At 37.4% G+C, this 24,292-nt stretch carries 17 protein-coding genes; 4 read left to right on the forward strand and 13 right to left on the reverse strand.

The annotated features are described in order from the left end of the window. Positions 1-18: 18 nt before the first annotated feature. Positions 19-738 carry a glycerophosphodiester phosphodiesterase gene (locus JNUCC52_RS11730; RefSeq protein ID WP_337980017.1) on the reverse strand — a complete coding sequence of 240 codons (720 nt, stop codon included), beginning with the start codon at positions 736-738 and terminating at the stop codon, positions 19-21. Between the two features lie 134 nt (positions 739-872). Between JNUCC52_RS11730 and helD the strand changes: the two genes are divergently transcribed. Then, entirely contained in the window at positions 873-3,101 is a 2,229-nt protein-coding gene (gene helD, locus JNUCC52_RS11735) for an RNA polymerase recycling motor HelD (RefSeq protein ID WP_337980018.1), read from the forward strand. Positions 3,102-3,476: 375 nt separating this feature from the next. On the opposite strand, the gene JNUCC52_RS11740 is transcribed toward helD, so the two are convergent. The 4 genes from JNUCC52_RS11740 to JNUCC52_RS11755 form a co-directional block, all read right to left on the reverse strand. Beyond that, positions 3,477-4,343, reverse strand: a complete 867-nt coding sequence (locus tag JNUCC52_RS11740) for a GNAT family N-acetyltransferase (protein WP_337980019.1) — start codon at positions 4,341-4,343, stop codon at positions 3,477-3,479. A 448-nt stretch (positions 4,344-4,791) separates the two neighbouring features. Then, complete coding sequence (locus tag JNUCC52_RS11745; RefSeq protein WP_337980020.1) at positions 4,792-6,624, reverse strand: ABC transporter ATP-binding protein; 1,833 nt, start codon at positions 6,622-6,624, stop codon at positions 4,792-4,794. Next, positions 6,624-8,345: an ABC transporter ATP-binding protein gene (locus tag JNUCC52_RS11750; RefSeq protein ID WP_337980021.1), complete on the reverse strand. Its 1,722-nt coding sequence runs from the start codon at positions 8,343-8,345 to the stop codon at positions 6,624-6,626. The genes JNUCC52_RS11745 and JNUCC52_RS11750 overlap by 1 nt, the downstream gene beginning before the upstream one ends. Positions 8,346-8,421: 76 nt before the next feature. Then, positions 8,422-9,315 (reverse strand): DMT family transporter, encoded by an 894-nt coding sequence (locus tag JNUCC52_RS11755; protein ID WP_173478735.1) that lies wholly within the window; start codon positions 9,313-9,315, stop codon positions 8,422-8,424. 186 nt (positions 9,316-9,501) lie between these two features. On the opposite strand from JNUCC52_RS11755, the gene JNUCC52_RS11760 reads away from it, so the two are divergent. Then, positions 9,502-11,523: a bifunctional diguanylate cyclase/phosphodiesterase gene (locus JNUCC52_RS11760; protein WP_173478736.1), complete on the forward strand. Its 2,022-nt coding sequence runs from the start codon at positions 9,502-9,504 to the stop codon at positions 11,521-11,523. Positions 11,524-11,612: 89 nt separating this feature from the next. Here JNUCC52_RS11760 and JNUCC52_RS11765 read toward each other — a convergent pair whose 3' ends face one another. After that, positions 11,613-12,080, reverse strand: a complete 468-nt coding sequence (locus JNUCC52_RS11765; protein WP_173478737.1) for a threonine/serine exporter family protein — start codon at positions 12,078-12,080, stop codon at positions 11,613-11,615. A 12-nt stretch (positions 12,081-12,092) separates the two neighbouring features. Then, a complete protein-coding gene (locus JNUCC52_RS11770; protein ID WP_173478738.1) occupies positions 12,093-12,845 on the reverse strand; it encodes a threonine/serine exporter family protein in 753 nt (250 codons plus the stop codon). Positions 12,846-13,215: 370 nt separating this feature from the next. On the opposite strand from JNUCC52_RS11770, the gene JNUCC52_RS11775 reads away from it, so the two are divergent. Continuing rightward, entirely contained in the window at positions 13,216-14,622 is a 1,407-nt protein-coding gene (locus tag JNUCC52_RS11775; protein WP_337980022.1) for a polysaccharide deacetylase family protein, read from the forward strand. Positions 14,623-14,745: 123 nt separating this feature from the next. On the opposite strand, the gene JNUCC52_RS11780 is transcribed toward JNUCC52_RS11775, so the two are convergent. From JNUCC52_RS11780 to JNUCC52_RS11805, 6 genes are all read right to left on the reverse strand, one after another. Further along, the gene (locus tag JNUCC52_RS11780) at positions 14,746-16,845 is read right to left on the reverse strand and encodes a beta-propeller domain-containing protein (RefSeq protein WP_337980023.1); all 2,100 of its coding nucleotides are present in this window, start codon (positions 16,843-16,845) and stop codon (positions 14,746-14,748) included. A gap of 218 nt (positions 16,846-17,063) precedes the next feature. Further along, the gene (locus JNUCC52_RS11785; RefSeq protein ID WP_337982218.1) at positions 17,064-17,522 is read right to left on the reverse strand and encodes an SRPBCC domain-containing protein; all 459 of its coding nucleotides are present in this window, start codon (positions 17,520-17,522) and stop codon (positions 17,064-17,066) included. A gap of 70 nt (positions 17,523-17,592) precedes the next feature. After that, complete coding sequence (locus tag JNUCC52_RS11790) at positions 17,593-18,567, reverse strand: helix-turn-helix transcriptional regulator (protein ID WP_337980024.1); 975 nt, start codon at positions 18,565-18,567, stop codon at positions 17,593-17,595. Positions 18,568-18,919: 352 nt separating this feature from the next. Further along, entirely contained in the window at positions 18,920-20,113 is a 1,194-nt protein-coding gene (locus tag JNUCC52_RS11795) for an acyl-CoA dehydrogenase family protein (RefSeq protein WP_173478740.1), read from the reverse strand. Between the two features lie 9 nt (positions 20,114-20,122). Next, positions 20,123-21,295: a saccharopine dehydrogenase family protein gene (locus JNUCC52_RS11800; protein WP_173478837.1), complete on the reverse strand. Its 1,173-nt coding sequence runs from the start codon at positions 21,293-21,295 to the stop codon at positions 20,123-20,125. Between the two features lie 26 nt (positions 21,296-21,321). Next, a complete protein-coding gene (locus JNUCC52_RS11805) occupies positions 21,322-22,800 on the reverse strand; it encodes an aldehyde dehydrogenase family protein (RefSeq protein ID WP_173478741.1) in 1,479 nt (492 codons plus the stop codon). A gap of 436 nt (positions 22,801-23,236) precedes the next feature. Here JNUCC52_RS11805 and JNUCC52_RS11810 point away from each other — a divergent pair, with 436 nt between their 5' ends. Continuing rightward, on the forward strand, positions 23,237-24,037 hold the full coding sequence (locus JNUCC52_RS11810; protein ID WP_173478742.1) for a TIGR00266 family protein: 801 nt from the start codon (positions 23,237-23,239) through the stop codon (positions 24,035-24,037). The last annotated feature ends 255 nt before the right edge of the window (positions 24,038-24,292 follow it).

Consider the following 24,292-nt stretch of genomic DNA (forward strand, 5'->3'; position numbering starts at 1 on the left):
TTTTTGCTTATTAGCCTCTTACTTTGTTAATTCGGCTAGTATTGCTTCAGGGTCATCCGTAAAAACAGCTTGTATGCCAAGCTGCTTTAGTTGCTTTGCATACTCGGGATCATTAACTGTGTATACACGTATCATCGCCTGTTGTTCAAGTGCTACACCTATCGATTTCCTGAATGCTGTTGGTAAACTAACATGGATAGCATCGGCAGGGATACTTGCCGTATATGTTGTAAAATCAACTAAAACTTCAGCAAATAAAGCAGCTGTTTCGATGTAGGGTGCCATTTGATATACAGTTTGCAACGATTCATGATTAAAAGAAGAAATTATTACTCGCTCCGTTATTTGGTGCTTCGCTATTTCTTTTAATACAAGTGCCTCAATTCCCTCATAAGGAAAGATATCGGTTTTTAGCTCAATATTAATACGGTGATGTGTAGCTACGAAAATCTCTAGCACTTCACCTAATGTCGGAATACGTTCACCCTTATATTCGTCTGCAAACCACGAGCCATAATCATATGAACGAAGCTGTTGGAGCGTCAGGTCCTTCACATAGCCTGAACCGTTTGATGTACGATTAATCGTTTCATCATGGATGACTACTACCTCCCCGTCAGCAGTTATATGAACGTCCAACTCAATGCCCGCAATCGGTAGCTTGGAGGCCGCATAAAAAGCAGCTTTTGTATTTTCAGGATAGTGTGCAGATACACCTCTATGTGCAAATAGATCCAAATGCAAAACCTCCTTCTAATCTTTACTTAATAGTATAACAATAAATGAATGATGACATTTAACTTGATAGGTAAAATTTTGTATAGTAGTATGAGAATCTACTTAAATTTGTAAGTACTTAGGAGGTGCTAAAAATGACTACACAACACCCAGATTTTCAGGCTGAGCTAGAGAGGTTAGCGTACACTCAAAATTATATGCAACAAATCTTAAACGAATCGCAGCGTGATCTTCAATCTGCGCAAGAAAACATTCGTAAGTCTATGGCAGATCTTGATTATTTAGATTCCAGTTTAAGTTATTTGAATATTTTAACCAACGCCCGCTTCTTTGAAATGGCTCGAAATCAAAAGGAAGGTTTAGAAGCCGTTCAAAAAAAGCCTTATTTTGCTCGAATTCATTTTCAAAAGACAGGTGATCCAGAAGAATTTCTGTATATCGGAAAAACATCGTTGTTTCACCGCGATACACATGAACCGATTATTGTAGACTGGCGTTCTCCTGTAGCAAATGTCTACTATGATGGGCGTCTTGGTGATATGGAATATGACGTTCGTGGAGAAATTCATAAAGGCCATTTGTTTGCCAAGCGACAATACAAAATCGAAGATGGACAATTACTCGATATTCGAGATATTGACTTAACGACAAATGATGAATTACTCCAAGAGGCATTAGCAGGTAAAGCAGATGTACGCTTAACAGAAATAGTCTCTACCATCCAGAAAGAACAAAATGATATTATTCGCGCGCATCTTCGTCAGCCCATTATCGTGCAAGGTGCTGCTGGTAGTGGAAAAACAACTATTGCTTTACACCGTATTTCCTACTTCTTATACACGATGGGCGAACATTTTAATCCTGAACAACTGATGATTTTAGCACCAAATAAGCTATTTATTGATTATATCGGAGATGTGCTACCAGAGCTTGGCGTTGATAAAATATACCAAACGACGTTTTCAGATTATGTTCTTGCAGCAACTAAACTAAAATTAAAGCTGCGCAATCCTAACGAACAGTTGGAATCACTAGTTATAGGTGGCACTGATCAGCCTACTGCTTGGATTTCTGAAGTGAAAGGTTCCCTCTATTATCGCGATATGATTGAACGATATTTACAAAAAATTGAACTGCAAATTGCTGAACAATTCGAAGATGTATTTATTGAAAAATATCGTATTATGCGCGCCGCTCATTTAAAAAAGTTATTTTTATATGAATTTTCTTATATGCCAATTGAAAAACGACTTGCACATATTAAAAAGGTGCTAGCCAGTCATGTTCGGCAAAAGAAACAAGCTGTTTTAAATATGCTACATGCTAAGTACGATGAAGCACTCGGCAAGGCACTTAATGGCATTCGTGATGCAGAGAAGCGTAAACACATTGTTACTAAATTTATAGATGAACGTGATGAACGAATGCCTGCAATTGAAAAAGAAGCAAAATCGACCGTCTCTGTTTATATGCGCCGCTTTGCAAAATATAATGTGAAAACGCTCTATCGTACGCTTTTAACAAATGCCGAGCTATTAGCCGAAGTCGCACCAGAATGGCATTATTTAGAGCAACAGCAGTTTTTACAGGCACATGCTAAAGAGCAATGGATGCTAGAGGATTTAGCTGCTCTCTATTATTTACAAGCCCGACTAAAAGGTATTGCAGATGAGTGGAAAATGCGCGTAGTCTTTATTGATGAAGTACAGGACTACAGTCTATTCCAACTAGCCGCTCTAAAAGCTGGGCTAGAAACGGATATGTTTACAATGGTAGGTGATTTAGCACAAGGAATTCACAGCTATCGCTCACTAACTGCTTGGGAACCTGTGCAAAATTTATTCCCGCGTGCCAGCTTCAGAACACTTCAAAAAAGCTACCGTACAACCATTGAAATTATGGAGGTCGCTAACCAAATTTTAATGCAAATGGATGAGCAGTTACCATTAGTGGAGCCTGTTGTCCGTCACGGGGATGCGCCAACTTTTATAAAGGCAGCTGCCTTTAATACCGAGCAAATTAAAGAGGTTTTTGATCGCATTAGAGCAAATGGGCATCAGTCGATTGCTTTAATATGTAAAACTACAGCTGAAGCCCAATTAATGCAACAGGCTTTAACAGCTGATACATTTCCTTGTCAACTTCTCACTGAGGATGAGTCTATTAATCAGCAAGTCTTACTTGTAGTTCCAAGCCATTTAGCAAAAGGACTAGAATTTGATGCAGTTATTGTGGCTGCCTTTGATACCCCTTTCTTTGATACTAAAATTGATAGAAAGCTCCTTTATGTTGCATTAACTCGTGCAATGCATGAGCTTTATTTAATTGGTCCCTCCAAAAAGACTTTTTTATTAGAACATTGATAACAACCACTATCATAAAAATAAAAATAGCACAGTAGGATTTATCCCCTAACATGCTATTTTAACATTGGATAGCCTTGCTCAATCATTTTAGATAATTAAAGATGTAAAATTTATTTATGTCGCGGTGGTAGTCTGTAAAACTTCCCTTTTGATAAGTAAGCTTTAACAACTTTCCACCATGAGCGAGGTGCTTCCCTCGTAGGAGACTTTTTTTTCGGCAATGCTGGCATACGCATAAGAACGACTCCTTTCTTCAGGCTTATTAATACTATATGGACATAGTACACTTTTATGATAAAAAAGAAGATTTTAACAGTTATTAAAAATAAAAAAGTGAGTAGTGACGCTTGTGGCTCACTCCTCACCGTTCATTTAATTTTTTACATAATAGTCTAGTTGCTGCGCTTTCATAAATCCTGCTTTCTCATAAATCGAAATAGCTTTTCTATTTTCAATTTCTACATCAAGCATGACAAATTTAGCGCTCTGTTTACTTGCATAGTCTTTCGAAAAGGACAATAGAGCTGTACCGATACCTTGTCGTTGATATTGTGGATGAACTGCAAGCGCTGTCACCCATTGAATTTCATTTTCCTTCACTGTAGCTACCGTACCTACAACTTGCCCGTCTTTATGTGCTATCCATAATTTTCGACCATTCGTTGACGTATTAAAGGCAATTAGCTCCTCAGATTCTGATGGCAAATCACCAAACGCCTCACTATAAATAGCAATCAATTCAGTCTGTTCCCCTGCAAATGGGGCAATATGAATATCATTTCGTAGTTCAACTGACTCCGCTTTCGTTTCCAGCGTCGCTTCTGAAAAACTATATGAATAACCACACTTTTCGATAAATCTATGTCCAAAAGGAGATCCATCAATAACTACTGCTAATTGACCTTCTGCACCTCGATCTTGTAGTCCAGCTTGTAATACATTTACTAATGCTGTCCCAACTCCCTTTTGACGATAAGCTGGTGTCACGACTAAAGACCATTCATACGTATGTAGCCCTATTAAATCAATTGCACTTGCAGCGCCAACTAATTCATCATTGTCATCTTCATACGCGAGCACCATAAAACCTTTCGAGTCGAAAGAGCCTGCTAATGGAATATTCATAATTGTTTCATATACACGATAATCATTTAAGGTTGCTTCTTCGCATAATATTTTTAATTCATTCAGTGTTTCCCTATCTAGTGGGAATGACACTGTAATTACTGAAATGTTCATTGTTTACTCCGTTCTTAAACCAGACTATTGCCCTATTGTAGCAAGAAAGAAAATAAACTGGCAACAAATTATAATATCCGTTTCTAATAATCAGCAATTTTACTTCCAATACAGAAAAATTAGTTAGATTTATACTACTATTGTTGATAAAAGTAAATGAAATTTACTAGAGACCATTAGTTAGAAATCATTATACGGCATGTCTATATTTTAACAAGTAATAAGTTAATCACAATAAATATTATACCATAATTTCTAATAAATTACATTATTTAAAAGATGGAACAATTACATTTGAATCATAAGATTTTTCATTGCGTTTTCTACCATTATGAGTAGAACGCATCAAATTGCCACATTGTACTTACTTACAATTCAACTGTGTTTTCCTTAAAAAGGATAAAAGGCATCAAGAATAAACTTTCTTGATGCCTTTATATTCCACACCTTAATCTTCTAAATGATGTGTCGAGGAGTTTAGCATTTGGGCATAAATGCCCCCAGACTCAATTAACTCATGCTGTAACCCAGCTTCAACGAGCTCACCCTTTTGCATTACTAAAATAACATCCGCATTGTGTACAGTGTTCAATCGATGTGCAATGACAAAGCTTGTTCGTCCTTGCATTAGCCTATCGAGCGCCTCTTGGATTGCTAATTCTGTTACTGTATCAATGCTGCTTGTTGCTTCATCAAGCAATAAAATTTTCGGATTTGCAATGAGGGCACGCGCAATTGAAAGTAATTGTTTTTGTCCTTGGGAAATCTCACGCCCATCTGCTGTAAGAACAGTGTTATAACCATCCTTTAGTTTCATAATAAAATCATGGGCATTGGCAAGCTGCGCTGCTTCAATTATTTCATCATCACTAGCATCTAAACGTCCATAGCGGATGTTCTCCATTACTGTTGTTTCGAACAAAAATGGATCCTGTAATACAAAGGCCATTTGTGAACGAAGTGCCTTGCGGTCAATTTGCTGTACATTTACACCATCAAATAGCACATTGCCCTTTGTCACCTCATAAAACCTAGCGATTAACTGTAAAATAGTTGTTTTCCCAGCACCAGTTGCACCTACCAATGCAACAGTTTGTCCTGGCTCTATCGTAAAATTAATATCCTTTAATGTGTAAGACTCCTGTGCAGTATCATACTTAAAAAACACATGTTGAAATGTTACTTGCCCTAATAATGTATGATTTTTCGCAGCAGGCATTTCCTTTTCAGGCTCTTCATCCAGTAGAGCAAATACGCGTTCAGCACCTGCTACGGCTGATAATACGGTATTAAATTGATTTGCCAAATCATTTAATGGTCGTGTAAATTGGCGAGCATATTCTGTAAAAATAACAATTACCCCAATTGATACATGACCGTAAAGCGCCAGTACCCCACCAATACCCGCAACAATTGTAAAGCTCATATTATTTAAAAAGTTCATGACCTTTGGTATATACCCCGAGTAAGTTTGTGCCCAAAAGCCTGTATTTTTTAAACGTAAACTTTTATCACGAAATTCCGCTTTAACTCGTTCTTCCTGTGAAAAAGCTTTTACAATTCGTTGCCCTGATATTGTTTCTTCAATCATGCCGTTTAGCGCTCCAATAGCTGCTTGCTGTTCCTTAAATAACGGAGCCGTTCGACGAGTAATCCAGCGCATTGCCCAAAACATAATTGGAATAATTGTCATCGTTAAGATTGTTAACAACGGACTCAAGCTCAGCATAATGATGATCGTACCACCAAGTGTTAAAACACTTGAAAATACTTGTATAAAAGAGCTATTCAAAGTCGAGCTCACCGCTTCAATATCATTTGTCATCCGACTCATTAATTCGCCATGTTGCCGTCTATCAAAATATGAGATCGGCAGCTTTTGAAAATGAGCAAAAACACTTGTGCGCAGTCGATAAATCGTTTGTTGGGCAATCCCAATCATCCAAAAGTTTTGCAAAAATAAAGCGACTGCTAAAAGTAAATAAACGCCAATAAGCAACAGCACTTTACTGCCTAACCCGTTAAGCTCACCATGCATAACATATATATCAATGATTTTGCCTATTAAATATGGCCCTAGAAGTGCCAAAATTGAGCTGGCCATTACGAGTAACAGTACAACGATTAAAAGCATCCGTTGTTCATCAACAATCTTCCATAAACGCCACAGTGTACTTTTCCAATCTGCTGCACGTGGTCCTTTCTTTTTCTTTACGACCTGCTTTACATCATCCTTCGATAAAATCGGCTCATAGCCAAAAGGTTTTTGGAAAAAACCCATTATTCCACCTCCTGTTGGGAGATTGCGATTTTTTTATACAGATCAGAAGTTTGCAGAAGCTCTTCATGTGACCCATAACCGACCACTTCACCTGCATCAATTAACAAAATCTGATCTGCACCTTTAGCTGTCCGAATTTTTTGTGTAACAACGAGCATTGTAGCTCTTTCCTCACTAAGCGCATCCCACAGTGCCTGCTCTGTTTTAACATCAAGTGCACTAGTACTATCATCCAGCATCAATATATGCCCTTTTCTTAACAGTGCTCTAGCGATGGATAGTCGTTGTTTTTGACCGCCTGATAAATTCACGCCCTTTTGCCCTACTCGCGTATCATAACCACTTGGGAAATCTTCCACAGATGCATGGATTTGTGCCTGCATCGCTGCATTGAGCACTTCGTCCATTGCGGCCTCTGTATCGCCCCACCGAACATTGTCAGCAATACTTCCTGTAAACAATAACGACTGCTGTGGAACGTAACCTATAATGTCACGTAGCTCTTGCAGGTCCCATTGCTGCACATCTTTTCCTTCGACAAAGATCTGTCCTTCCGTCACATCATAAAAGCGAGGAATAAGCTGTAGTAATGTCGATTTACCAGCCCCCGTAGCTCCCATGATGGCTAATTTTTCACCAGATTTTACTTGAAAAGTGACATTGGACAGTACAGCAGTTTCTGTACCTGGGTAGTGGAAGCTAACATTTTTAAATGCTAATTCGCCTAATTTCAGGGCGCTAGATGTACCTTCTTTAGAGGAAGAAGTAATTTCTACTTCATTGTCAACAGCAAGCACCTCTGTCATACGTTCTGCTGATGCTTTTGCTCGTGCATAAAAAATTATAATAAAAGCGAACATTGAAAATGAACCTGTAATACGCATTGCATAATTGACGATAGCTACAATATCGCCAAGAGGTGTCGTACCTGCAGCAACTTGCTTTGTGCCGAACCAAAGTACTGCCAATAAACTCATGTTCATGACAAACAATAATACAGGCATAATATACTCCATCGTACGCAGAGCCTTGACAGTATCAAATTTTAATCTTGAAGCAACCTGCTCAAAGCGCGAAGCCTCATACGCCCCACGTAAATAGGCCTTCACTAGACGCATCGCTTGCAAATTTTCTTGAAGTACACGATTTAAACGGTCTACACGCTTTTGAACTCGTCCAAAATATGCCACACCTTTTGCTACCATAAAAATAAGGAATACTAAAATGATTGGTGCACCAATCACTAAAAACAGTGCTAGCTTTGCATTGACAACAAAAGCCATGATAATGCTCCCAATAACAGCTAGTGGTGCGCGGAGCATAATTCGAAGGCTCATAAACAGCACTGTTTGAACTTGCGTTACATCATTTGTTAGACGGGTAATAAGCGAAGCTGTAGAAAACTTTTGATATGTAGCCAATGTAAAGGATTGAATTTTGTCAAACAAGGCATTGCGCAAATCAAAGGCAAAGCTTTGCGCAGTATGCGATGAAAAATAAGAATTGACTACGCCTGATATAAAGGCAATAAAAGATAAAACTAGTAAAATGACTCCCCATTGAATAATCATGTCATTGTTTTGACCACGAACACCATCATCAATAATTTTGGCCATAATAAGTGGCTGAACAAGCTCTACAAATAATTCAATTAACATCAAACATAATGCAAAAATCGCAGTCCACTTATAGGGCTTTACATAAGAAAAAATTATTTTCACATTCTCTCCCCCCTTATTTGAGAAGAACTATCATTTACATTTAATGTAGTTATAATAACCTATACAAATAATAAATTTATGCTTTTTCACCAGCAATAGATAGCCACGTTACACATACAAGCATAACGAAAACTCCCACTAATTGCCACAATCCAAGCGATGTGCCGAACACAATTACTGAAATCACCATTGCCGTTAACGGTTCAATACTTGATAAGATACTTGTCTCTACAGCTGTAATATACTTCATGCTACTTAAAAATAGAATAAATGCTAAAGTACCTGTAAATATTAATGCCATCATTAGTCCTGTAATTTTTAAATCTGTAAAGACAATCCATTGATTGGATTGCCATACACGACTTATTATACCTAGTGTTATTCCACCAATGAACATTCCCCATCCTACAACAAGTAACACATTCCATTCCTTCATAAGACGTGCTGGATATAGGGTGTAAAATGCAAATGTTAATCCAACCGCTACTCCCCATAATAAGGCTTTATTACTAACTAATAAAGAATCAAATGAAGCGTTCGTTAGTAGCAGGAACAATCCTATTAATGTGCCAATAATACCTAACACTTGATATTTAGGGGGCCATTTCTTTAAACTAAGAGAGACATAAGCAACAACAAATATTGGGGCTAAAAATTGCAGTAACGTAGCTAATACAGCATTACTTTCATTTATAGCTCCGACAAAGGCATATTGTACTCCAAGCATCCCTACGATACCGAAGATGATGAGCTGCCTACTCCAAAGCTTTTGCTGCCAAATACAAAAAATATCTTTACCTGTTAACAACAAATATGTAAGTAAGAAAATACCTGCTACCGACAATCGTATTGTCAGCATAAAAGAGACTGTCAATGCTGTATGATTAAGTAACCATTCCATTAATGGTCCAGTTGCCCCCCATAGCATTGCTCCAGAGATAATAAAAAGTATACCTTTTAATCGTTCCATCCAATTCCCGCTTCCTATATACGTACTAAAAATTGTTATTTTTCTTCAAAACTTTTCTTTTATTTTACTAGAAAAGTCCTATCTTTTCCGATTATCAAATATTTACAAATATATTCATAATGACTAATTCCCGATAATTCTCTATAATATTAGTATATATTGATTACCCAAGGAGATCGAATAATCATGAGTCTTAAGCACAAATCATTTACGATAGATGAGCATTATATAAATTCACTTCCTTTTCCTGCAATTGTCATAACACAAAATGGACAAGCAACTATTTCAGGAAAACACGCTGAAGAATTATTTGGTTTTTCAGTCAATGACATTACAGGACATACTACTCCATCCATACATGAAAATCTACTAAGAAATCTTTCAAAAGAGACGTTTCAATCGATTTTACAAAATGAAGAAAGTACATATATAGATCAGGTTCAGGTTTACACCCAATCCAATGAAGAAATCACTACGGCCATGCTGGCTAAGCCATACTTTGAACAAGGTGAACATCTTATTCTTATTATGTTTATGTTACCAGAATTAATGATTAATTCGGTTTCAAACAGCAGCACTTATGTAGACTTAAAACAAGGTTTAGACTCTACATTTATGACCGTAACACTTGATCGTGACGGATTTATTTTAGAATGTAATGCTGAGTTTTTAAAAATTAGTCAATGGACACCAAAGCGCGTTATCGGTAAAACATTCTGGCAATTATTCCCTGAAAATGAAGCGAGCGAAAAAATAACAAATACGATTTGGCGCAATTTAAACAATGGAAACACATGGCAAGGTGAAATTGAAAAAGTTACGAAAACAGGTCAGTCATATTGGGTACTTCTCACAGCTATCCCAACGTTTAATTTAGAGGTAAATGAGCAACAATTTATTTTAATTGAAAAGGATATTACAAAGTCTAAGACGATTCAGCATCAGCTTGAGAAAATTGCGTATATAGATACAGAAACAGGCCTAATGAATGCTCATCGACTGGAAAAAGTAATTTCTAAAATGATCGAGGAAGAAAAACACTTCTCCTTCGTCTATTTAAGTATCGATAAATTTTACACATTAAAAGAACTACATGATCAACAAATAAATCAAAGTCTTATTATTGAATTTACAAATCGTATTAAAATGTACTTCCAGGACAGCACAATGGCACGTATAAATGAAAATGATTTCGTTGTCATTACACCTTTAAGTGAATGGTTTATTCAAGGATTCTTGTCCTATTTACAACAGCATCCGATTTATAGCAGCAATATTGCCGTTCCTATTTCAATTAGTGGAGGAATTACACGCTTCCCTGAGGACCAGACGACTTTCTCTCAACTGATGAAAGCGTCTATTGCAACAATTACATCGGTGCGCGAAGCTGGTGGAGACAAAATTGTGTCACTTTCAAAAGCAACACATAAAGCTTTAAATCGTAAAGCCTTAATTGAAAAACGTCTACTACAAGCACTGGATCAGAAAAACTTAAAAGTACTTTATCAACCACAAGTGGATGTATACACGGGTAAAATTACAGCTGTAGAGGCTTTAGTTCGTTGGGAAGATGAAGTCATTGGCGTAGTTTCACCAGATGAGCTTATTCCAATTGCTGAGGAGACTGGGCTTATTAACAATATTGGTTCGTTTATGCTTGAGAAAGCTTGCGAACAAGCGCTTATTTGGAAAAAGGCTGGTCTAAATTTAAAAGTGGCAATTAACTCTTCTGTCCGCGAATTCCGTGATAAAAACATGGCCAAGTCAATTCTTGAAATGCTGGCAAAAACGAATTGTCCAGCAAACCTTATTCAAATTGAAATTACAGAGAAATTTGCATTGGAAGCTGAAGCAGCGACCTTTATTACACAACAAATGCGCAAGCTTGAAAATGAAGGCATCGCTTTTGTCTTAGATGATTTCGGTACAGGTTATGGTTCATTCCGCTATATGCAAATTTTACCGATTGATACATTAAAAATTGATAAAGCATTTACTAGTTCGTTATTAAAATCCGAAAAATCACAAAAGCTTATGCATGGTATGATACAGTTAGGCAAATCCATGGAGCTAAAAGTGGTAGCTGAGGGTGTTGAAACAGCTGAGCAAGCTGATTTGTTAATTACTTACGGTTGCGATACGATTCAAGGTTTTTATATTAGCAAACCTGTTACGCCCGAAGAAATTGAAGCATTACTTGTAAAATAAGAGACACGATAAAGAGCTGTTCCTAAGGATATAATCCCTTATGGAGCAGCTCTTTTTTATCGCTTGTCATCATATAAAGTCAATAGCATTTATTTTCTGTAAGTCTTTTGCAACTTTAACTTGCCCGACCGTACAGCCCGAAACACAAACTGCATTAATACTTCTGCAAACACTAGGCCCATAACAATAGCACCTGTAATTAAAAACGCCTTCAGCCCATACTGTAAGCCTTGTAAATAATCGTCTTCGACTACATTTCGCATTGCATTGTAAGCCATCCCCCCTGGTACAAGAGGAATTATTCCCGCAACAATAAAGATAATCATTGGCATCTTAAAACGTCGGGCATATAAGTGCGCAACAATCGCAATGACAAATGAGCTAAAAAACGAAGCGTCTACAACATCCATTCCGTGCTCTGTTAATAAATAATAAATCATCCAGCCAATGACACCTACAAAACCACAATGAAACAAGGTTTTTCTAGGAACATTAAAAATAATCGCAATGCCTGCTGTTGAAAAAAAGCTCACGATTAATTGTACGAATATATCCATTTTTTCCGCCTCCTAAAACGATAGGATGACGGCAATTGCAGAGCCGATAGCAAAAGCCGTTAAAAACGCCTCTGCTCCTTTTGCCATCCCTGACATAAAATGACCCGCCATTAAATCCCTTACCGCATTGGTGATTAAAATACCTGGCACTAGTGGCATAACAGAGCTAATGATAATTTTATCAATTTCTGTACCGTAGTGAAATTTCACCGCAAAAAAAGCAATAGTACCAATAATTAACGAAGCTGTGAACTCCGAGAAAAACTTCACTTTTGTTAAATGGTTCATTAAAATAAGAGTAAGAAACCCTAACCCTCCTGCTATAAATGCCGCAGGGAAATCAGACCATCCACCCTTAAACATAATTAGAAAACAGCCACTCGCAAGTGCTGCTGCAAATACTTGTATATACATTGGCAAAAAATAATTTGTTTTTTGTATCGTCTTTAGCTCGTCATAAGCGTCTTCTAATGATATTATGTGAGATGTGAGTCTACGAGATACTGAATTTACCATGGATATTTTTTGTAAATCAGTAACCCTACTGGAAATCGAAGTGATTCTCGTCGGCTGTGTCTTGCCTAACGAAAAAATGATCCCTGTAGGTGTAGCATAACATTGCGCATCTAGCATATTTTGAGATTGTGCCATACGTAACATCGTATCTTCTACACGATATGTTTCTGCACCACTTTCAATCATAATTCGCCCTGCAAGTAACAAGCAGTCAATAGTAAATTCATTATCCACTTCATGTGATAGCATTCCAGTTATCTACCTCCTTCAAAAGGTTCCTTGCATATAGTAACGAACTGTAAATAAAAACTCAACCAAAAATCTTCGATATTATCAATTATATTTTGGAATAATTGTATCTGTCGCTAAATGATACAATGCCTTCACTTCAAAATCCATTTATTAATCGAATTTAATTGAGCTTTAACCTGTAAAATCAATTTGCAAGATGGACTATTTATAAGTTATTTGCATGGTAGTTATAAAAAACTGTTACATATTCAATTTTTTATTATATTTCTATTTAATTGTAAAAAATATTTGTAGATTTCTATAACTTTTCCTATGACTCGTACGTCTGATTTTATAGAAGAATAATTATAGAAAGGAGCGGACCCCATTGATAGAGGAACGCAGAAAAAGACGCCGCCCAATAATTGATTTATTGTTAATTGGGCTCATTGTTACATTAATATCCATCATCCTTGTTATTATACTATCTAAGGATGAATTTAAATTCCAAAAAATCAGTGCCTCGAAAGACACAAATAGTGAATCTAATTTATCCACAGAAAACTCTGCGTTTCCTGGCATACGTATTGTATCTGACGTTTCTAAAGACAAACGTTCACCTTTTGCCGTTCACTATCCACAAACAGAAAATAAAGTTTTTAACGAGACCGTACTACAATATATTACGGAGGCTAAAGACAACTATCTGTCATCTATGAAAAAAAATAAAGATAAAAAGGCGCAAGGTGAACTTACTATAAATTTAGAGACCTTCCCATATCACGAGCATTACTATTCATTTGTCTTGACGAAAATGCTGTATTTAGGCGGAGCAAATCATGTCGTTTCAACAAAAACATTTTTCTATAATAACGAGACAGGTGAGCAAATTAATATACAAACGTTATTACAAAACGATAACAATAACTTATCAACTTTAGCGGCATATGTTCGCAAAGACTTACAACAAAATCTTCAGTTAAAAGAAATGCTAAATGAAGAAGAGCTACTTAAAGTAACGGAGCCAAAATGGGAAAACTTTAATCGCTTTGCCATTGTCGATGATTCGATACACTTTTACTTTGACGAGTATGAAATCGCAAGTGGATCAGCAGGTGCACCTATCGTGAAACTTTCCCTTTCACTTATCAATCCATTGTTAGCATCTGAATTCCAAATTGCTATGGAGACAATGGAACCGACAAACCCTCCTGTACCCCCAGGAGATCCAAACGTTAAACGTATTGCGTTAACATTTGACGACGGTCCACATCCAAAAGTAACCGAACAAATTTTAAATACGCTCGACAAGTACCATGCTAAAGCTACATTCTTTATGCTTGGCAGTCGTGTGAAGCATTATCCTGATGTCGCTAGGGATGTTCTCGCACGTGGACATGAAGTTGGCAATCATACATGGAACCATCCTGTATTGACAAAAATGCCATTAGAACAAGTATTAAAAGAATATACATCTACCGCTAATGAAATTGAATTAGCAATTAATCAAGGCGCAACCGTTTTTAGACCACCATATGGAGCGACTAATGATGAAATTAACGAAAAAATACCAGTTCCTGTAGTACTTTGGAGCATTGATACATTAGACTGGAAACATCGTAACTCACAATTATTATTAACGTACATTAAAAGTAATTTGCACAATAACTCCATCGTTTTAATGCATGATATTCATCAATCGACAGCAGATGGACTGGATGCTGTACTCGCTTATTTACAAGGTGAAGGCTATGAGTTTGTGACAGTGTCTGAAATCCTCCCTTATCGTCAATAGCAAGAATAGAAAAAGTGTTAGATTGAATTGGTCAATCTAACACTTTTTGCTATGTCATTTACGTTGATGTCCGCTACGATGGATGGTGCTTTCTGCACGACACCGTATGCCATGCCTTCGCTTCTATTTAATCGTTAACGTATCTAACGGTTTGAAATCTTTTAGCGAGTAACTCTTTACTTCATTGCGTGCAATTGTATACAAAGTGTCCTCGACGTAAACTACACGTTGGACGTTCTGCTCCCAATTTTCATATGGCTCACCAGCGGTTTTATGAATAATATTCCCTTTTAGTGCAATGCCCTTCTCCGCTGTTATTTCATAAATTTGTGCACCTTGGCCTTGGTAAACGACTTCATCGCCCTTCCCTTCCTCATAAAGCACAACAGGGAAGCCGAAGTAGTTAAGGTCTTTATTGCGGAATAATGCTTTAGGGTTGTATTGTACATCTGAATAAGAGCCTTTCCCTCCGATTTTTACAGTAGATTGCTCTTTGGGGTTTTTAAAATCTGTAACATCGAATAACGACATTTTCATATTAGTCGTTACCGTGAAATTACGCTTCGTATAAGAATCAAAGCGTTCCTCTGTATCATAACCAATCCCAATTAAGTGTGTATCATCTAACGGATGTAAATAGTTGCTAAACCCTGGAATTTTTAATTCACCTAGCACTGTTGGCTTTTTCGGATTGGCTACATCGATAACAAAAAGTGGATCTACTTGTTTAAATGTTACGACATAAGCTTTCTCTCCCATAAAGCGTGCTGAATACACTTTTTCTCCTGGTGCCAAATCCTTTACTGCACCAATTTCCTTTAAGCTTTTATCTAAAATAAACAGATGATTTCGGGAAATATTTTTCTCATCCCACATATTTCCTTCTGTCGTTACGATGCGGAAATTCCCCTCGTACTCATCCATTGAATATTGGTTTAACACAGAACCTTTAACTTCACTCGTACCAACAAAGCTCAAGGCTGTTCCATCTAAATCCCATTTAAACACCTGTGTATTACTTGATAAAGGCATCCAGATTCTATCCATAATACCGCCAAGTGGCACTGCTTGATTGCCATCATAAATTGGTGTAGTTAAATATAGTGCATCTTCTGACATATAAAGTCCACTGCTACCGCCTAAATATCCTTTTGTGTTAGCAGTAGTTTTGGCCCCATTTTTTAAATCAATTGCCGTAATTAAACTATATGTGCCATCCATTGTATTTGGTAAAATCGAAATCTTATCAAGTGATAAGCTTTTGTATTCCTTACTTTCAACACTATCATACATTATTGGCTTTAAATCATGTGTGCCTTCTTCTTGAAGAATCCAATAATTCGGATGCATATTACCGATTAAATACAGCGTATCATTTGTAATACGCATATCCTGTAAATAGCCCTCCTGAGCGACTTCACGTATGAATTTCGGATTTTTCGGATTAGTAATATCATAAAAAACTGCCGTCGACATGCTTGTGCCTGATTTTTCAATATAGTCTTCTCCGATAGCAATTAATACATTATCGTATAATGCTAGCTTCACAATATATTGAGATTCCTTTTGTTTAATTGTCGTTGCCAGCTTCAAGCTTTTAGGATTATTTGCATCCACAACCGTTATACTTTGATCTTTTACAGCGTAAATAAAGCCATCTTTTACAACGACTATATCGCCCTCTTCGACACCTTCAACTTGGTTGTTTGTCGTAGAAGAATCATTAGCTGAAGATGCGCTATCTTTACTACTTGAAGTACTCTCTTCAAGGATGCCCATTTCTGGCGCCTTACTACCATTTGCAATTATGGCTTCAAAATATTGCTGTAGTTCTTTTTCAGTTTTTACTGCCTCTAGTTTTTCAATAACAGTAAATGCAATATCATGAGATGTTGTTTTAAGCGTACTATAAGCGAATGCTGCTTTATCTACATGTAATCGATAACTACCTGGAGAAAGTTTACTAACAATCAGTGATTTTTTATCTTCTCCCAACGTAATTGTTGCTGTTACCGTTTGCCCCGCTTCATCGGTAACGTAGACAAATTCATCCGTTATGTTTGTTGATTTTAATGCTTGTGTAAAGGATGCTGTCCAACTTTGCGTTGACATAATTGTACTTGTTGCTTTCGCATGCGCTTCTGGGGAAACGATAAATGTGAAGACCCCTGGCAAAACAGCTAAAACGACGATAATCATTATGGCTAGCCATTTACCTCTCATTATTTTCCACTCCTTCATATACTTGTTTTATAATTAGACTACTAAAGTGTTATAAAGTTACATTTAAAGAAAAAATTTTATAAAAAATAAAAGCGATACATTGAAACAAAACTTCGAGGAGCATGTCGGTAAATAAAAATAATCCATTTTGATAAAAATATTATCAAAATGGATTATTTATTAATGGTTGCTAATAAGGACTGTCCTTACTTCTCCTCTTATAAACCTTCACCAAAATCTAGCGTGCTACCTGTTTCTACTAAAGTTTTTGTATTACTTAAAATCATCCACCAAGCTATGTCACTGTTGTCATAGGAGGCATCGCCTTCTTTCCATTGGTCATGAATAAGTGTCAATTTCGTGCATGATCCAACAGGCTCTAAAAGATAAGAAATTCTTGATTCCAATGCTTTATTTTCCTTTACATAAGACTTTCCAGGATAGTGAGTAAAACGTAGTAAGCGATTTGGTTCATATTCCAATACGTTGCCATATACATGTACTGTTTTATCTCCATCTACACCTGGACCGACATATTCCAAAAGGTCACCAACTTGAAATGTAGAGTTAATGACAGAACCATAATAAATTTGTTTTGTACCTTCAGGAGAGATAAGTGCTTTCCAAACTTCCTCAGGTGTACCTGCAATAAAAAATTGATATTTTAAATCATTCATCATTTTTATACCTCCTAATAATTTTGTTTTGAACATTTACAGTATAAAAAAACTTCACTGACAACTACGGTCAGTGAAGTGAAGTATTTTGATAATGCTTGAATATCTCAAAGCTAATAGTTGCCAATTGTTCCTGTAATAAAGTTGGCTCCAAAATAGTAAGTGATTTACCATAAGGGAGAAGAAAGTAAGGTACAAAACTATGAATGGACTCTTTATCAACCTTAAAAAGAGCCTGATTATTTTTTCGTTCTATTAAAGCATGATTGAATAACCAATGCTGACATAAATCATCTAGCACATGTGCATTACCTTCGATACGGACTGAAACGAGTTTATCAAGCTGATTCGAATCAGGTAAAAGGTCTTTTAAAAAGTAAGAACGTGCGGAGAACCCAAAAGGCCGATCAAATTTTTGATCTGTTTTGGACAATGATTGAATACGATCCATTCTAAAACTCCTCACTTCTTTCCGCAAATGGCAATAAGCTACTGTGTACCATTTACTTTTCCAATATACAATACCATAAGGGTCGATATAACGAGATTGAGGTTCAATCTCTCTTTCTTTAAGATAAACGATATTTACACTATAACTGTCTGCAACAGCCATTTCTAAATCTTGAAGAATAGATTTTAAAGAAGGTGCAACAGTCGGATGTATAACTTCAAATCCTCTTAAATGATTATTTATATGATTCAGTTGTTCCTCGTTTGTATACATTTTCAATTTAGAAATAGCTTCATCTAAAGTTTCACTAAAAGGATACCCAGCATCTATTGCAAATTTTGCAGCGTGTACAAGCGCTTTCTGCTCATCCTGGTTAAAAAATAAAGGGGCCTTTGTAAATTCATTCAGTAAACTGTACCCACCGTTATGCCCTGCATCTGAAATGATTGGTACCCCACTTGCACAGAGAGCATCAATATAACGGTATACCGTGCGGATACTGATTTCTAATTCTTCAGCTAGCTCCTTTGCAGTCAATTGTTTCCTTGTTTTAAGGAGCCATAATATAGAAAGCATATTAACCATTTTAGACATATACAAAGATTCCTTTCTCCGAAATTCAAATCCACTTAATACGCTTATTCTGGAAGAACATTCTACTTTATTATAAATATCTTACTGTGGCATTTAAATAAAGGTTGGTAAAATATTTATTTTATGGAGTTCAGCTCACACTGTAGATGGCTACTGCCGTTGATTTCTATTACGAACTAGCAATTTCCACAGGAGTCTTCGTAAATTTTTTTCTTCCCATTACATAAAATTGTGTGAGAATTGTGTGAGAATTGTGTGAGTGCCTGACACCTAAAAAAACACCTAAAAAAAATGACAAAGGGCAACAAGAAAATTACTCTTGATGCCCTTTGTCGATATCAATGTCTCTTATTTACTCATCAAATGGCCATTTAGGTAACATTTTTGCTAACGGCTTATCGTTTCGTCGGCCAAGTACATAATCCGCCTGCATTATCGTATGAATTTCTCGTGTTCCTTCATAAATTACTGGCGCTTTAGAGTTACGAAGATAACGCGCAACAGGATAATCATCTGAGTAGCCGTATGCGCCATGAATTTGCAGTGCATCATCCGCTGCCTTGTTGGCAAAATCACAAGCTTGCCACTTTGCCAACGAAGTTTCTCTTGTATTGCGAATACCGTTATTTTTCAACTCTCCAACTCTATAAACAAGTAGTCGACTCATTTGATAGCCTGCTTCCATTTTAGCAATCATTTGACCGACAAGTTGATGCTCCCCGATCGGCTTGCCAAATGTCTCACGCTCATGACAATATTTCACACTTGCCTCAATACACGCTTGAATAAGGCCAACTGCACCCGCTGCTACTGTAAAGCGACCATTATCCAGTGCGGACATGGCAATTTTAAAGCCTTCTCCCTCTTCACCTAAACGATTTTCTACTGGAATGCGCAAGTCCTCGAAAAAAAGTTCTCCTGTATTACCTGCCCGAATGCCATACTTCCCTTTAATCGCCTTGGATGAAAAGCCATCCATTGAGCGTTCAACAATAAAGGCGCTAATACCATGATGCTTTTTCGATTTGTCTGTATAGGCAAAGACGATAAAGTGGTCGGCTATATCACATAAGGAAATCCATGTTTTTTGGCCATTTAATACATAAAAATCACCATCGCGTACAGCCGTCGTAGTCATTGCCGCCACATCAGAACCTGCACCAGGCTCAGTCAGCCCAAATGCGCCAATACGTTCACCTTTCGCCTGTGGCACAAGGTATTGCTGTTTTTGTGCCTCAGTGCCCCATTGCATTAACGTCATACTATTTAAACCTATATGGACGGATACAGCCGTTCGAAAAGCTGTATCCCCTCGTTCTAGTTCCTCACAAACGATAGCAAGTGCATTATAATCCATGCCACTGCCACCATACTTTTCAGGTACACATACACCCATAAATCCAAGCTCAGCAAGCCTTGACCAAATGGTTGCATCAAAACTTCCCTGTGCATCCCACTTTGCAATATGCGGCATTATTTCATCATCAACAAACTGGCGCACAGTTTTTCTTAGTATTTCCTGCTCTGTTGTAAATTCGAAATTCAAGGCCTTCACCTACCATTTCACAATCATTGCAGACTTATGAGAAGTTTCCTTAATGACAACACCACGTTTTGCCATTTCTTTAATATACGGCTCACCTGGTACAATCGTTTCTGGAGCAAAAACCCCACGTTCTGTAATAAGCCCATCGCCAATCATTTGTGCTACTACCGAAATTGTATTTGCTGTTGCACGAGCCATCGCTGTTTCATTAACCGTCATATCTTTACGTACGACCATTTCGTATTCATATGTGACTTGCTGTTGTGCCTTTTCACCTGCAACAATGACACGTAATAGCACCGCATCAGGCTTTGTTCCAAGTTCAAGTTTTTTCTTCAGCGCCTCTCTGACAACCGCTCTTACAGGCACTTCTTGATTTTCCAGCTCTACATTATTACTAGCATCTAAAAATCCTAAGTCTGCTAATAATTTAAATTTCTCTGCATGCCCCTTATAACGAATCGTTTTATATTCTAATGTGTGGACATTTGGGAATGTCTTATAAAGAGTGGAAATACCACCCGATGTATAAAATGCCTCAAGCACACCAAAACCATCGAAATAAATAGGTTCAATTCCTGATAAAGATGGAACTTCTTCAAGTTTACCCTTTTGAATCATTTTAGAAGGCTGAGTATAGTGGTCAAATACACCATCAAGAGAAAAGACGCGCGTATAATGCAAAGGTGGCTTCGGCTCTGTAGGTATACCACCTACATACAGTTTAATAGATTCGACTTCATCTAATTTTGTTGCCCCATAGCCTGCTAATATGTTCACCATACCTGGCGCTACACCTAAATCAGGTATGATAGTCACACCTTTTGCCTTGGCTTCTTCATGTAATGCCAAAATCTTTTCAGTTACACCACCGATATGTCCCCCTAAATCTACGGAATGAACACCCGCCTCTATTGCTGCCCTTGCTACTCGTTCATTAAATGAATAGAACAATGCATTTACAACAACATTACCTTTTGCAATTACCGATGTTAATGACTCATCATTTTCCGCATGCAACTCCACTACTTCAACTTTATCTGTATTTAATGTATCTACAAACTGTTGAGCTACATTTACGTCGATATCCCCTAAAAAGACACGTTCAACACTGTTATTTTTTATTAAATCACGAGCTACTTCTTTCCCCATCAATCCTGCACCTAATACAACAACTTTCATCATGAACATCCCCTTTCATAGATCTGTTACTTTGTATCGATTTGTGCTCTTTGTAATTTGCCGCTGTAGTCAACGTAAATACTCTTCCATTCTGTGTAAACATCCAATGCTGCTACCCCAGAATCTCGATGTCCATTTCCTGTTCCTTTCGTTCCCCCGAATGGCAAATGGATTTCTGCTCCTGTCGTACCTGCATTGATATAAACAATACCTGTATCTAAATCTCGTTGAGCGCGGAAAATCGTATTAACATTTTGTGAGAAAATAGAGCTTGATAAGCCAAATTTCACACCATTATTGACTTCAATTGCTTCATCTAAGCTTGCAACTTCAATAAGAGAGACGACTGGTCCAAAAATTTCTTCCTGCGCTATAATCATATGTGGCTTTACATTTGTAAACAGTGTCGGCTCATAGTAAAACCCTTTATCATAAGGAGCCTCATTTAAAATTTTGCCTCCTGTTAATAATGTGGCACCTTCCTGTTTACCAATTTGTACATAATGATTAATTTTTTCTAATGCTGCTCTATTAATTACTGGACCAATTTTTACACTTTCATCTAAACCGTCTCCAATAGTTAAAAACTGCATTGCTTCTAGTAGACGGTTTTCTAATTCTTCTCTTACATCTTTATGCACAATGACACGACTACATGCTGTACAACGTTGACCTGCTGTACCAAATGCACTCCATAATATCGCTTCAGTAGCAAGCTGTAAGTCTGCATCGTCCATGACAATTACAGCATTTTTCCCGCCCATTTCGAGTGAAACTTTCTTTAAATGCTTCCCTCCAAGTTCCGCCACCTTACTTCCCGTTGTGGTAGAACCAGTGAACGAAATCACTTTAACATCAGGATGCTCAATTAATGCTGTACCAACAGTAGGCCCTGTACCAAAAATAATATTTGCTACCCCTTCTGGTAAGCCCACTTCCTCAAAAATCTTCCCCATTTCATATGCCATCATTGGTGTTTCATTAGATGGCTTCCAAATAAACGTATTGCCCGCCACAAGAGCAGGAAAAGACTTCCACGTAGCGATGGCAACAGGGAAGTTCCACGGTGTTATTAGACCTACTACACCGATGGGTGCGCGAACACTCATGGCGAATTTATTGGCAAGCTCAGACGGTGTTGTCTCCCCAAACAACCTTCGCCCTTCCCCTGCCATATAATAAGCCATATCGATCCCTTCCTGTACTTCTCCTCTTGCTTCTTCAATCACCTTACCCATTTCTTTTGTTAAAACGGTCGCCAAATATTCTTTCTTTTCCTTCATCCGTTGACCGATGGCATATAAATAATCTGCACGCTTTGGTGCTGGCACAAGTGCCCATTGTTTTTGCGCAGCCTTCGCTACATTTACCGCTTCCATCACTTCAGTTGCAGTGGAAAGTGGTATTGACGCTAAGTGCTCTCCATTTGCAGGATTTGTCACTGCTATACTTTGTAAATGCGAATGTGTAACCCATTTACCACCGATATAGTTTTTAATTTCCATTACAAACACCCCCTGATAAATCTATGATGCTTTGGCTTTCAACGTATCTTTTTCTTTCGCTACAGAAAATATCTGCGCTATTGCTTCCTTATGCGCATAGGATTACATTTATGCAGCTAAAAGTGTCAAAATTCCGAATTTTCATTTTAAAGAACCTTCTTGAGCATTAATCTCATCTTGAAGCAATGTTGGTGAAAAAATCGGTGATTTTTGCCAAAGGTTTTATCTTTGTCCAGCAATTATATATAGTTAGTGCATACTTTCTTCACTATATAGAAACAACTGGCGAAAAGATAAATAATACACATTCTAGTGTTTTATATTCGACATTTTCTATCTTATTCCCTTTATTTCTAAAATTATTAATTACGCAATGAAACTATCCTGACTAATAATCGTATACAATAACAATAAATGATATTGGAGGAATTACACTATGAATAACCATGAAATCGACTACAAAATATTTGGTGATGACATGCAATATGTGCAGGTGGAACTTGATCCGCAAGAAACAGTAGTTGCAGAAGCAGGAGCCTTAATGATGATGGATGATGCTATTCAGATGGAAACAATTTTTGGTGACGGCTCAAGAGGAAGTTCTCAAAGCGGTTTTATGGGGAAATTACTTGGAGCAGGTAAACGTCTTGTAACAGGCGAAAGCTTATTTATGACAACATTTACGAACGCTGGTTCAGGAAAACGCCATGTTTATTTTGCATCACCTTATCCTGGGAAAATTATCCCTATGGATTTAAGTCAATTAAAGGGAAAAATCATTTGTCAAAAGGATGCTTTTTTAGCTGCTGCTAAAGGCGTTTCAGTTGGAGTTGAATTCCAGAAAAAAATCGGCGTAGGTTTCTTCGGTGGGGAAGGCTTCATTATGCAAAAGCTTGAAGGTGACGGAATGGCTTTCGTACATGCAGGGGGCGCCATTCATCAAAAAACTTTACAGCCTGGCGAAGTATTGCGTGTTGATACAGGTTGTTTAGTAGCAATGACTTCTGACGTTGATTACAATATTGAAATGGTTGGCGGCGTGAAAACTGCACTATTTGGTGGTGAAGGAATCTTCTTCGCAACTTTGCGCGGTCCTGGTACTGTTTGGGTCCAATCATTACCATTTAGCCGATTAGCAAGTCGTGTCTTTGCAGCTGCACCGATTTCACAAGGTGGTGGCGGACAATCTGCAGGTGAAGGTGGTATTGGTGGACTATTTGATATGTTCAATAAGTAGCAACTAGACATATCTAGTCACAAAGATGTTTCCTGTCATCTTCAGTACTTCTAACAGATTAAGGCGAGCTAAACAAAGCTCGTACTCTTCTCTGTCGTTGCAGTTTTGTTGCATTTCATTTAGCATGGTTATTCAAAATATAGTTGATTTTAGGGCTGCTTGTTCTTTATAAGAATCAAGCAACCCTTCTTTTAACTCAAATTGTTTGAAATTGTTTGAAATTGTTTGTGTGCCTGGCACTTCACTTAGGCACTT

The organism is Lysinibacillus sp. JNUCC-52, from assembly GCF_015999545.1.
Taxonomy (GTDB): domain Bacteria; phylum Bacillota; class Bacilli; order Bacillales_A; family Planococcaceae; genus Lysinibacillus.